Origin of the sequence: Fischerella sp. PCC 9605, from assembly GCF_000517105.1 — a bacterium.
Lineage (GTDB): Bacteria > Cyanobacteriota > Cyanobacteriia > Cyanobacteriales > Nostocaceae > PCC9605.
In genome coordinates this window covers 1,124,466-1,137,910 of sequence record NZ_KI912148.1, presented here as the reverse complement: position 1 = coordinate 1,137,910, position 13,445 = coordinate 1,124,466, and the positions used below count along the sequence as shown (strand labels likewise).

Here is a 13,445-nt window from a genome sequence, read left to right as displayed (position 1 = left end):
CTTAACCTTTTGTTTACAGTGGCAGACTTATACCCTAAGCTAAAATCTTCAAAAGACTTGCAATCCAAGCGTCACTCGCAACCTAAAGCTACTTGCCACCAGAAGAATTGGAATTGGATCAAACCAGAAAATAAAAATTTGAGTTTAGGCTTCACCTTCAAAGCTATCCAGTTTCCGCAAAGCGTAGTAAGCGATCGCCAAACTAGCTCTTGCCTGTTCGATTTCAGATAAATTCGTCCATTCTTGTTCGCCAACTTGATTGAGTATGGTTTCTCCATTTTGTGGTTCGCTACCCCGCATTGCGTAGGCATAGGGACGAGCTAAGACCAACCAAACATCTGTTCCCAAACCGGGTAGTAAAGCTTGAACGCACTCCACTAGCCATTTTGCCATTAATTGTTGATCGGCAAAAACATCAGCAGCTTTGGTGTGTTTGGCAACAAAAACATCAGCAGCTTTAGTGGCGATCGCCTTCAACCAATCTTGCGGTACACGAGTAGCCAAACTTGTTTGTAAACTTTCTTGAAGTTTAGCTACGAGATTATAGTTTGTATTACAATTGTAGTGCTTGGAATTAGAAACCCATAGCGTCTCTATTTCGTTGTAAAAAGCTTGCGATCGCGTGGTCAAATCATCTTCCAGCGCATCTGCAAGTAAGAACTGCTGTTCGAGTTGGAGAAAATATTCTTCAGAGTGTTCATCTGCTGGGTTCCAAGGATAAGTACCATCCTCTGGTTGCAGCAGTGCTTCTAAAAATTCGAGTTCCATTTGAGAAGGTAAAGTTTGGAAATGGTCTGAACCTTGAATGTGCTTAGCCATGTGTCGCCTCCCGATTAATCAATTTGTTGTATTTACAGCTACAGCAGCTAGTTTCTAATTTCCGCACGCAAAATATAATTTTGCTAAGTTTATCTGTAGGTTTTTTGCTAATAACTGCAACAGAAATCACCGTTCTTAGAAGAGGGGGAACTCGACACCCCTCGCTCCCTTTGGGAGTGGGGATTAGGGGAGAGAGGGAGAAAAGTTTAGATGTAGAATGTTCTTTTTTACTTTTGCCTCTTGCTGGACTGCCCCTCCTACCTTTAGCATATAGCGATCCTAAATCAGTTGTGAAAATCTCTCTGCGCCTGGTGCGCTTAGTTTACTCAAAGTCTATTTTCACAAATCAGATCGGACTCCTATAGCTGCCGACGTGTACTAGGAATCTTCAATCATAAACTCCCAAGAGTGACTTCTCATGCTACCAAACTTTAACTGCATTCCTGGTTCTAGGAGTACCTCCTGGCGATGGATTTGCTGCCAACCCTGAGGACGCAAAATCCAAGTTGTACCGTAAGTAGAGTTTTCTCTTAGGTAGTAAGTTCGCACAGGAGTGGGACCGCTGAAAGTATTGCGACACAAGATTTCAGCATGGCGCTTAGAAACTGTTGGTTCTTGAATGACAATATGATTGTCTGCCGTCCGACCAATGCGAGTGACACCAGTTTCTAGTGTATAAGTGATACCATCCGACTTTAAGCAGGCAGTAGGAAGCAGGGAAGCAATACCAGGTATGGAGGTTTCTGGTAGTTCTGTGATTCCCTCGTCGTAACTCCTAATTAATTCGCCTTCAAATTGTGGATGTTGGTACAGAACCGGTAGTGTCCAAGCTGGTTGATTGAATTTATATACTGTCAACAGGTGTTGTCTTGCTTCTGCCACGGCGTGATCGATGGGCAGTCGTTTTCGCAAACCTTGAACAAAGGTATGAATAAAGGAAAGGCTTTCCTCATGGGCGATTTCATCCCGCATTCCTAAAACCGCAGGCACACCATTCCGGATCAGCACTTCTGCTAGACTACTGCAAGGTATGGCTTGACCGTTCACAGCAGCAGGTTGCGCTCCCCAACAGGCATTGAAAACTGCCAGTTTTACACCTACACGGGTTAAAACTTGTGCCAGTTCCATGCCATTAAGACGCATATCAGGTTGTAAGAGTAAATACCCTCCGTCCGGCCCTCGCAATCCGTGACCGGCATAAAAGAAGATGTTGTAAGTTCGCGTTTCTAGCTCTTGAATTAACTTCTGCGGGGTTGGCTGTAAAAGTGTATTTACGATGCAAGGCGCATATCCTTGGGCATTGCTGCCCATAATAGAGCCATCGGCAAGGGTTTGTTCCAAGATCGCAGTTCTTTCTTGATCCAACTGGAGATTCTCATTTGCTCCCAAAACTAGCAAGATATTTAAAGCTTGATCGGTTCGCAAAGATGGCAGGGGTTCAACGTCACTAGTCGTACGACTAAATAGAATGTTTTGGGACAGCGATATTGCCGACTGACCTGGTTCGCGCTGCATAATTTCCCAAGGCAGGGCGATCAAATTAGGATCGCGAATTTCTAATCGAAAGCGTAGACGTGTATTCCGAGCCATAGCAAATGCACGGCTGCCTTCAAGACTATTTAGAATTGGGCCGTCAAATAGCCAGCGCCACAAACTAATTCCCAGGTATTGCATCAGCCGACTAGTATAATTGGTCATCTGACCGGAAGCCGGTGGAAGCAACTCATTCGGGAGTGGGTTTGGACTTTGAAACGTTGTCGCTGGGGAAATATCTATGCGAGTGTCAGGAGCAAACATTTGCTGCCATTCTCTCCAAGCTTGGGTCAACCCCACAGACCAGACGCAATCATGAATAACACGACCACCGGGATAGGGAGCATCAAAAACGCAAATAGCGAAATTATCAGGACCAGCTTTGACGAGACGGGTAATCGCCAAGTTTAAGGATGGAGTCATTACATAAATAACGTCAAATCAAAATATTAAATAACAGCAGTTATAAATAGGCAAAAGTTTTTGCCTTTCTTGAATTTTTTGTTCTGGCTTTTACCAGTATTATTTCAGGTTTATACTAGTTTATCGAGTTTTTGACTATTCAGTGCTATCAGTGGAATTAGTGCCTTGTGGAGGTGACGACCGATCCAAGGGCGCAGGTGAAGGAACAGACTCTACCGATTCCTCTACGGGGGTGCTAGCAGCATTACTCAGCTGACATTGATTGGAAACCTCTGGTGGGGGTGTGGAAATATTCTTCAATGATTTTTGAAATTCAGACAAGCGTATCCTATATACTTCCCTCTGTTTGACAATAGTCCTGCTAACTACGGGAGTGGATGTGGGGTTGGGCGGATCTATGGATGAAGCCACACTCCCTGCAACAGAGCATACCCGCAGATACACCCAAGACTTAGGATTTGTTTGTTCTGGCTTTGGTTCTTGATTCGGATTAATAATTTGCAAAACACTACCAGCAGGTGCAATTGCTGGTTTTGGAGGCGACGTGGTTGTGCTTAAAAATAGTTGACTTGTGGTCTGAATCACCTGAGGGCGATCGCCCGTTGTTGGCGATACAGATGGAGTAGCACTAATCGGGTTACTTGATATAGGAGGGGGAAGGGGAACTTTTTTTCCTAAGATTCCTCCCTGACGCCCCCACAAAAATCCCAAGAAACCACCACCCACTACTAACGCCAAAAGGATAACCAACTGTAGCGGTACTGGCGATCGCTTGCTAGGGGCTGTATCCGGCATTACTTGGGTTTTTTGGCTGTAGCTACTTCCTGACAGGGGTTGTAAGGTTGTGAGTGGGTAATTTGCTGTTGGAATATCAGACAGATCGGGTAAGACTGCTTCTAGCTTTGTTTCTGGTTCAGAGTATTTGTATTGGTAGTGGACTAAGGCAATAGTGACATTGTCGTGTCCATTTTGCGTATTCGCAATTTCAACTAACCTATTTGTAATATTTACAACATCCGCTTTCCTGCTCAGGATTGGTAAGATTTCGGTTTCCCAATACTGTTCTACGCGGTCAAAGTCGCTCAAACCATCAGAACAGAGTAGAAAAATACAATCTTCGTCAAGGATGAAGCGTTCGGCGGAAGGATGCAACGAAATACTCGGACTCATACCCAGCGCCTGCACCAAAGAGCCAGAAGCACCTTGTTGCACAGCATCCCGGTAGATGGCATAACCTAGCCGCACCTCCCGAGAGGCAACATCATCATCAAGGGTAACTTGGTAGCAGCCGTGACGCGTAATCCAGTAAGCACGACTATCACCAACGTGGGCAATGTACATTTCGTGACCTATGGGCAAAGCCATTACCAAGGTTGTTCCCATGCGCTGGCGTCCTTGTCGGCTTTCGCTGTCATTGCGCTGGCTGATTTTATCGTTGGCAACAGCTGCTGCTCGTTGCAAGTCTTCCAGTAGTAGATTGGGTTCGATGTGGTCGTAAGGAACTTTAGTCAGTTCCTGTACCTGCTGCTGAATTGTTTCAATTGCCAAGTTGGATGCGACATTACCACCTTCGTGTCCGCCGATGCCATCACAAACAATCGCCAAAGCTGAGGGGTGGGGTGGTTTGCTCACCAAGCTACCGCTGGGTGGATAGCAGGCATCTTCATTGCGCTGGCGACTGGGCCCGGTGTCGCTTTTAGTAGCTATTGTTATGGTGGGAGATTGCGATCGCCCTAATTCTGTCAGTCCTTTATCTAAAACTCTCACTAATTGCTCTGCTGCTTGTATCTCTCCTTCAATCAAACAACGGCAAGTTTCGCTCAGAAATCCTGCAATTGCTGGTTTTGCTCCGCTCAGCAACTGCTGCCAAAACTCCCCTAACTGGGACAAGCTTGGTAGAGAATCTTCCTGAAAATGCAATTCCAACAACCGCACTAACGATCCTTCTACTCTTAATAAATAGGGATCGAGTAAGCTAGAGGCCACACCTTCACTAGCCAGGGGTTGCCAAAGTTGTGCTATTTGCCACAGCCAATTGAGTTGGCGCATTGATGTCGCATCACGCCAAGCGGTAGTGAATTCGCTACACAACTGCACAGTCAATGAGGCTGTTCCATCTAAGATCTTGATCGGAGGTTTTTCTAACAATAATATTTCTCGTGCCTGTCCCCCATTAGATACAGACAGCACTCCATATACCTGCGGTACATGCAAGCGATAGGGAATAAGCCTTAAATAAGGTCTGATTGCCTGTAATTTTTCTGGATCTGGCGTTTGAGGTAAAAAACCTGGTTTAGTATCTAAAATAATAGATTTATCTATAACTAAATAGCGAGTGGCTAATATCTGTCCCGGATTACCCAGGTTCAGACCATCTGCCACCGCCCAGAGGAAGCGTTTGGGTAAAGGTGTAGAGCATCGCTGGCAGAAATTGTGGGTAAGGGGGTTGGGAGCCTGACAAAGTTCATTTGGGCAATAAAGCGTAGCCGCGTCATTTTCCATAATTTTCCCACCGATCAGCGATTGGCAATTTCTTTAAAAGCATTGGCAGCAGTACTTTGAACCGCTCATGTTTTTTTAACTTGATATATCCAACTTTTGGATCATGATTTTAACTTATAGATGAATCTAGGTGCGAAGGTGCGCCCAAACAATAATTTTATTAGTCCATCCCACACTAACTCTGTGGGCTGCTCCATTACTAGAGCGACTCAACTCACAGCTTGCCATCAAACCATAACGCCATTACAACTACACTGCTTGCTTAGACTAATTACCCCATAAGAAAGAGGAGAACATACTAGTCTTTCTTTTAGTTTATAAGGTAGCAAGGCGTTAATAAACATTAAGTCAACAATGAAGACAGCTAATAGCTAGTCTTCAAATGCTATTAGCAATTTGCTATAGCCAAGATATAAGTTTGTTGCTCCGCCTGCTAGGTTAACTGCAAATTTAACATATTTACTCTGTGAAAGTGTAATGGAAGATAACAAAGAAAAAAAAATTCATCGCACTGCTAACCCTGGTGATGTAGTTTCTGAAGAATCGCAAACCGTTGAAGAGAAATCCCAACAACTTGCCGTAGATGCTCCCGACATTACCGGCGACCACATCCAAGTTCCGACATACTTTGTTGTAGATGAGCCTGATGATGAAAAAAAAGCTTTACATCATGTTAAAGATGCAGAAGAAATTTCAGATGTAATTCGACAAGCGCGAGTTGACGAAGACGGAAATCGGGTTTGGTAATAGTTAATTGTCCTTGATCATTAGTCATTGGTCATTTGTGAAAGACTAATGACCAATGACTAATGACTATTGACTAAGATTTAGAGGTTTTTCCAAGCGGATAAGAATAAATTCAGTATTATCAACCTGCTTGGGAGAACGCCCCATAGAATCGGCATAATTATTGTCGTTAATTATAAGCAGCGTTTTAGCATCTACAGGTAATACACTTTCTATAGTCACAAAGGGAAATGTAAATATACCTTTGCTTGTGCTATTACCACCAATTTTGTTGATGTCAGAAATTTTGAGCAAATCTACTAATAATTGTTTATCAACAAAACCATTTGCATCGACCTGTTTAATATTAATTTTATATAGGCGTTTAAATTTAGCGGGATATTTAAAGGCAGGATTATTTGGATCTCCCTGATGATGATCGCGCTCAATCACAATGTATTCATAATCATTAATAGCTGTAAGTTCACCAATTGCATGGTTCTGATTTTCGAGCTTGTAAGAAAAAACTTTACCTGTATATTGTTTAGTAGCTAAATCAAATTCATGAATTAACAGGCGTTGCTTGAGAGAGTCATCATTTAAAGATCCTTCTAAAAGCGCATAAAGTTTTGTACCACTAGTGTTGAGTGCCAAGCCTTCAAATCCTTTGGAACTACCAAGATTTGCAGCTGTAGTTCTTGCTTGTTGATTGGGTAAATTGGTAAATTCTGGATGGTCGGGGGACTTCACAAAATTTAACTTCCCGATACCCAAAAAGTTGGGTAAAGGAATAGGAGAATCCAGGAGTTCGCCATTTTTTCCCATGTGCAGCAAAAACGGCCCAAACTCATCTCCTAACCAATAGCTACCGTCAGTTGCGCGTCGGAATGATTCAATATCAAAATCTCCCCCTGTCAACAAGCGATTTTTTTTGATTGCTGGGCTAACTGGGATAGTGCTACCTGGATAAAAAGACTGTTCCGCGACGATGGAGAAGTTAACTTTACGATTTTGATCGTTGATTTCTAAGAAGCTTTGCCGACTAAAGCTTGCAAGTCTTTCTCCAGTTTGGAAATTAACTGGAAAAACTTTACCTGTTGTAAAATCAGGCTCGACTGCATAAATACGCAGCACGTAGTCAGGTGAATTGGCTTTGCTGCCAAAACCATTATCTGAAATGACTAGGTAAGTACCTGCTTTTGGTCCTGCAATCACAGCAGAAAAGCCTTGAACAGGTTGGGCATTAACAAAAGGAACAGTGCGATTTGTTTTTTTGAATTGACCTGTAGTTGGGCCAGGGGCAAAGGTATCAGCACTCAAAACGGCACGTCCTACTAGTTCGGCAGCAAAGCAATGGGGATGGAGAAATAACAATAAAATGACAACAGGCTGCGGCAAGAGCCAAGCAGCCAGTTGTTTTGGAAGGTAGGGACAAAGCATTTGGGTAACTATATTATCGGTTTAATGCCAAGATATATCTCCTAATGCTTCGCCTGTACAGGAGTTAGGAGTGAAAAATTTATAATTCACGCTTAATGTGAATTAGAGGCTGAAACCTTGTATTTTCGGTGTAGAGACGCGAAATTTCGCGTCTCTACAAAGCCCAGAATCCTTGATATAACATTGGTTTTGATAATTCACATCAGACGTAATTCATAACTCTTAACTCATCACTCTTCACTCATGATTTCATTAATCCGTAACTCTCTTGATCGTCAGATGCTACCTGGGGAAGTCCCATGCTGTAGTTGGTAACGCGAGCAGAGAGATTATAGCTGATTTCGCCTTTTTGCAGGAGCGATCGCAGAAAATGTTCCAAGTCTGACCCGATGCGGCGTAAGTTGTAATCTGTCAGGTCTGCGCCACTAGATGCTTCTACTAGTTCATCAAATTTGCGATAAATCTTTTGTAGAGCATCTTCATTCCAGTTGAATTCGTTGTCTGGGTCAACATCCAACGTTAAGACCTGATTGCTGGGAACTAGTTCGCCATCCCGGTCAATTTCAGCCGCAAAAATACGGATATGCCGGGTTGTGGACTTGAGCAGCATTGGGTTGTCGTCCATAACGGTGTCGTCTGATTAAGGTTACAGCAGTTTCTCGTTTGAATAGAATACAAGCAAATTATGGAAGATGCCACAATCGGCGCTAATACACGATCAAGGCCTGACTTTTTGGGGTAGGGATAGTTCTATATTAATCTTTATTAGGGATGTGCATAAAACGAAATCATTACACTGAAATCATTACAGACTCTATTCCCAAGCTTGAATCCCTTTGAATCTTTAGCTAAGATGGCGGCCAAAACCTCCTAAACAGAAGGAACTATGTCTGTCTTGAAAATAGGGGAAAGGAGAAAGGGGAACGGGGAACGCTTAACAGGAAACAGGTATTTTATCCTTGGTTGTCAGATTTTCTCGTGATGACTGTCTTAAAAAATAAGGAAGCATGCAGAAGGTGAGATGGCGCGGTGAGTCCAGCACTGCGGGAGGGTAGACGCCCGCACCCGCACCTCCCGCTTCTCGTAGAGTCGGGCAGAAAGGATAGGATTTCCTCACCGACGTCTGCTTTGCCAGCGTAGGTAAAAAGTCCACTCATATCAATCATGCAGTTGAACTAATCCTGGAATTTGGGACTACAAGACCATTACCTTGACACTTTATATTACCCAAGGTTAAGCCTGTACATGCCGCAATGATTTGGAGAGACTGTGAATTTTCCTTTGATGAAAAAAAATCTTTATTAATCAGGAACACCTTTAAATGCATAACTGTCAAGTTTTTCGTACTTGTCCAGTCAGAAACGAACTAAAGCGACATAGTTGGCTGGAAAAATTTCAACTATGTCTATATTGTGTCAAGAAAGAAAATTTTTACCTAATGATGACTTTGCTTATCAATCTTTCCTGTGTTGTTTGATGAAAAAAGAGTACATCTAGTGATTTTACGTAAATATGACGCAAGAACGTCTAGCTTTCATTATTTAAAGCAAATTCAGCGTTTTTACTTACGTATAACCACCAGTTTATAAGTAAAAACTCAAACTGTTATTGACGTGGAGATAAAGTTGATGTAAAAACCTTTAAAAAGCCAGAACAAGTTCTTACAAAAACTTTATTGTATACAATCTTAAAAACTGAATAATAGTTATGGCTTGGTTCGACCACAGCAATTGCTGCATACCCTGAACCTTGACATTGGAAGTCTAGCTAGAAACAATAGCAGGAGAAGCAATATGGAATACAAATTTCGTTCTAGGAAGGAAGAGGGTTAAAAGATTTTGAAGGAAAAAATATAGAGAATTTTTGCTAGAGATATAGCTCCTCACCTCTATCACCAAAAAGTAAAGGAATCCTAACAGCTATGAACTCCAAAGCATTACCGCGCCAATTAAGTAATATCGAAGTAGGTGTTTATGAATGTGAAATACATCTCAAATTTCGATTGATTGAGGAAAAAAGTTTATTGGGCGATCGCGACCAACTGTTGCAAGTACTGCTAGATGCTTTGACTGAAGGTTCTGACGACTTTCTGGAAACTCTGCAAGCTTCTGTGAAGACGCAGGAAATTTCAGAACTGAAAGCTTCACCGCAAATGCGACGCCAGTTAATGCGCCTGCGGAACTCCACCGAGAATGCTTAAAAGTTTGCGATCGCCAGTAAAAGCTCAGATTGGGCAGAAAAGAGTAAATTGCTGTTGAACTTTGCCCATAAGCTGATTTAATCTCTCAAAGAGTTCGCTTTTGTAACCTGCTCGCATAGTTACAAGCTGGGTCTGACCCGACTCTACGAGAAGCTAGATTACGGGCGTCAAAGAAAAGACACTATCACGTTTACAGTAGCCTTCACCCTTTGCATTACAGATGCTTGCTGGATATTTACTAATGCAGTCAAACCTTGCTTTACAATCTGGTTTAAATTCTTAAATTTTATTTCCAGGGAATTGCTAGAACCTTTGCTCATCTTCCGTTTGCGGAGATACTAGGCAAGTAACTATTTTCGTTACATATCCTGCATCTGAAACGTTTTCTATTTTGTTAAGCAAAAAGGAAGGATATTGCAGAATTCAGAACTCAGAACTCAGGAGTAGAAATTCTGAATTCTGACTTCTGGATTCTGAATAAGGATAATTTTTTACGAACTCTATTTGTTGAACTGAATTAAAGCCGCTGTGATTGGACTGTGTGTTTCAATTCAACCTTCAATTCGCCAAGGTTTTACGCAAAGCTGTACTTATACCAAGTTGCGTTCAGATATAGCAATAGTAATTCGTGCCCTCTCCCCTTCCCCTCTCCCAAATTGGGAGAGGGGAAGGGGGTGAGGGAAGTACTATCTTTGACTGCAACTTAGTATTAGTGTTAATTTCCCTCCAACGGTCGGATAATTGCTGGAGAAGTCGGTTGCTCTGGCTGGAAGATAGCCCCAAGTGCTTGTTCTAAGGTTTCTGCCATGACAATTCGGTTTTCGTAAGCAACAATTACTCTCACAAAAGTAGGCAGGCTATTCTGTTCTGCTTCCAAATATAAGGGTTCGACGTAGAGAAGAGATTGTTCGATGGGAATCACTAAAAGATTTCCTTGAATTGCTCGCGAACCTTCACGATTCCATAGGGAAATTTGTTGAGAAATCACCGGATCTTGGTTGATTAATGCTTCGATTTGTTGAGTTCCGTAGACTAACAGTTGTTTGGGAAATTCGTATAGCAATAACCTGCCGTAGTTCTCCCCATCCGAACGTGCTGCTAACCAAGCAATTAAATTTGCACGTTGTACAGGCTTAAAGGGCAGGAGTAGAATGAATTCTTCTGTCTGCGCTTTTGGCAACTTCATGATCAAGTAGTAAGGTTCTATGGGAAGTTGTTCTCTGCCATAAATTTCTGTAGGTATCTCCCATAAATCTTCACGGTTATAAAATACCTGCGGATCGGTCATGTGATAAGTCAGCAGGCGTTCTGATTGAACACTGAAGAAATCCAATGGATAGCGGATATGACTTCGGAGAGCCACTGGCATCGCCTCTAAGGGTTTAAACATCTGGGGAAAAATTTTCCCGAGAGTGGTGATAATTGGATCTGTTGGATCGGCGACGTAGAAATTGACCGTGCCATTATAAGCATCGACAACAACTTTGATGGAATTACGAATGTAGTTAAATGTATTCTTACCTGGGTCAGAATAGGGATAGCGATCGCTTGTGGTGTAGGCGTCAATAATCCAGTAAAGGTAAGTTGGTTCGCCTGTGATTGTTGTCCCTCCGCCCCTTGCAGCAACTAAGTATGGATCGCTGTCGAAACGTAAAAAAGGAGCGATCGCTTGTATCCGTTCGCGAATATTGCGGCGAAATAGCAACTTGGTTTGGGGAGTGAAATTTCGCGTCAGCAGCATTTGCCAATCTTTGAGATATTGGGCAAACAGCAAGCGCCGCCACATTGCACTAATAGGAATTCCACCTCGTCCATCGTAGACGTTATAGACATTTTCGTTGCCACTGGGATAGTCCAACTCTTGGCTTTTTGTCCCAGTCATTACATAAGTATTGGTAATTTCCCCGTAATAAATTCGCGGTTGACCAACGGGAATACTGGCACGAATTTCCTCTGTTGTGATTTGCAGAGAACCCTGTTTGTCTGTATCCTCAACGCCGATATCTTTGACGTAGTAATAAGGTAATCCACCAGGGCCAACAAGATTGACTGGGCTAAGCGTAAATCCGTAACCATGAGTATAAATGAGACGTTGATTTACCCAGGTTTGTGCTTGCTGGGGAACATCGCCATAGTCTAGTTCCCGTGCTGCAATGATAGTTTGTTGATATTCTGTAGTTTGAGTTTTAACATCCTGCAACAGTGTGTAGCGGTCAATGTCAGCATCGGGAAACTTGTAATAAGGTCGAATTTGTTGCAGCTGGCGATTGGTTTGTAAGAGGGGGCGGGTATCCCACAGGCGGATATTGCGAATTGTTTGCTGATTTTCCTGTAAATCAGCTGCTGTCAGTTGACCTCGCGGATCGAAAGTTTCTGCGTCAATAGCATTTAAATTAAATGCCTCGCGGGTAAGGGCTATGGTGCGGGCAATATAGGGTCTTTCCCTGGCTAGTTCATTTGGTTGGACAACTAAGCTTTGCACAATTGTCGGTAAGATTTCGCCAGAAGTCCCCGCCATTGCAATGTACAGTACCAGCAAGTAAACAAGTTGGCGTGGGAAGGGAATTGGTCTTAATTTGGTTGTTTTCAGTCTAGATAAGATAAATACTCGCCATAGTAGGTAAACTGCGATCGCCACTGCCAAAAGACTTAGTCCAGTATAAATTGGTAACTGCACCTTCACCTCTGTGTAGCTAGCGCCGTAATTTACCCCATAAGTGGAATACAAAAGTTTGTAGCGCAGCAGCCAATAATGCAAAGCTACAGCTAGCATGAGTAGGCTTGTCAAGGCGTTTAAATGAAGTCGTTGCGGTATAGAAAAGCCCGGAAACCATCCCTCACTTAAACTTTGAGGCGAACGTAAATAAATTAATGCTACGGAAGCAAGACTGTATATCGAAATTCCCAATAACCAAAATTTCAATAGTTCCCAAATCGGCAGGGAGAATATATAAAAGCTAATATCCCGGTGAAAAAGAGGATCCGTGCTATTAAAACTAGTGGCTTGGAAATACTCTAGAACTACTATCCAACGTGCTGACAGCAAGAAAGCCAATAGCAAGCTAATTAACAGGGCGATCGCTCTTAACAAAAACTGATAATTAATTAAAACAGCGATCGTCAAAACTATCAGCAAACCCAACTGCACGATGGGAATGCTTATTTCCTGGGACTGCAACAGTTGAGAAAGTATCTGTAACTGGGGCGGTAATTGCCAAGACGAAGTGGGAAGTTTAATATTTGCAAACCAAAGGTTTAAGGCTTGCTGACCGTAATAAATCAAAATTATCCCAGCCAAGGCACTCAATCCTATTACCGCTGGGATGAGTAAGTGCAGTCTTAGGGGAGAGGGAGTGGGAGGAGTGAGGGAGTGGGGGAGTGGGGGAGTGGGGGAGTGAGGGACTACGTAATTCTTTGTTCTCCCTATCCCCCTATCTCCCCATCCCCCCATCCTCTTGCCCAAGGAGGGGTACTTTAGCCGATTAGCTATAACGAAATTGCCTAACAAAAAGCTGATGGAGGTGAAAAAAGTGATCGCCCACAACCCCACCTGCGTCCCTAAGCGCAGTAAGAATTCTCGTAAATATCCAACTTCATCAAACCAAAAAATTTCTGCTGCTAGGCGTGAGGCTAATTCAAACAACAGCCACAAACCCAACAGCAGTGCAATTAATCGAAAAATTCGGTTCATATATATAGGGACTGGGGACTAGCGATTAGGGAATGGGGAATAGGGAGTGGTCAATTGTAGTTTGAACTTTCTACTAACCACTAACTACTAACTACTAACCTCTAACCTCTA

Annotated in this window: 8 protein-coding genes; 2 read left to right on the top strand and 6 right to left on the bottom strand. The window is 42.9% G+C overall.

Features of this window, described 5'->3' with window-relative positions:
- Nucleotides 1-144 precede the first annotated feature (144 nt).
- The 3 genes from FIS9605_RS0107325 to FIS9605_RS36470 form a co-directional block, all read right to left on the bottom strand.
- Complete coding sequence (locus FIS9605_RS0107325; protein ID WP_026732010.1) at nucleotides 145-819, bottom strand: hypothetical protein; 675 nt, start codon at nucleotides 817-819, stop codon at nucleotides 145-147.
- 378 nt (nucleotides 820-1,197) lie between these two features.
- On the bottom strand, nucleotides 1,198-2,775 hold the full coding sequence (locus FIS9605_RS0107320; protein WP_026732009.1) for a CHAT domain-containing protein: 1,578 nt from the start codon (nucleotides 2,773-2,775) through the stop codon (nucleotides 1,198-1,200).
- A 135-nt stretch (nucleotides 2,776-2,910) separates the two neighbouring features.
- Nucleotides 2,911-5,277, bottom strand: coding sequence for a protein phosphatase 2C domain-containing protein (locus tag FIS9605_RS36470; RefSeq protein ID WP_082209735.1), 2,367 nt, complete (start codon nucleotides 5,275-5,277; stop codon nucleotides 2,911-2,913).
- A gap of 477 nt (nucleotides 5,278-5,754) precedes the next feature.
- Here FIS9605_RS36470 and FIS9605_RS0107310 point away from each other — a divergent pair, with 477 nt between their 5' ends.
- Entirely contained in the window at nucleotides 5,755-6,024 is a 270-nt protein-coding gene (locus FIS9605_RS0107310; RefSeq protein WP_026732008.1) for a hypothetical protein, read from the top strand.
- A gap of 66 nt (nucleotides 6,025-6,090) precedes the next feature.
- Here the strand turns inward: FIS9605_RS0107310 and FIS9605_RS0107305 are convergent, their stop codons facing one another.
- Entirely contained in the window at nucleotides 6,091-7,443 is a 1,353-nt protein-coding gene (locus FIS9605_RS0107305; RefSeq protein WP_026732007.1) for an esterase-like activity of phytase family protein, read from the bottom strand.
- Between the two features lie 241 nt (nucleotides 7,444-7,684).
- Nucleotides 7,685-8,068, bottom strand: coding sequence for an NAD(P)H-quinone oxidoreductase subunit M (locus tag FIS9605_RS0107300; RefSeq protein ID WP_026732006.1), 384 nt, complete (start codon nucleotides 8,066-8,068; stop codon nucleotides 7,685-7,687).
- Nucleotides 8,069-9,364: 1,296 nt separating this feature from the next.
- Here FIS9605_RS0107300 and FIS9605_RS0107295 point away from each other — a divergent pair.
- Entirely contained in the window at nucleotides 9,365-9,643 is a 279-nt protein-coding gene (locus FIS9605_RS0107295; RefSeq protein WP_026732005.1) for an Npun_R1517 family heterocyst differentiation transcriptional regulator, read from the top strand.
- Nucleotides 9,644-10,358: 715 nt separating this feature from the next.
- Here FIS9605_RS0107295 and FIS9605_RS0107285 read toward each other — a convergent pair.
- Nucleotides 10,359-13,334 carry a UPF0182 family protein gene (locus FIS9605_RS0107285; RefSeq protein ID WP_026732004.1) on the bottom strand — a complete coding sequence of 992 codons (2,976 nt, stop codon included), beginning with the start codon at nucleotides 13,332-13,334 and terminating at the stop codon, nucleotides 10,359-10,361.
- Between the last annotated feature and the right edge of the window lie 111 nt (nucleotides 13,335-13,445).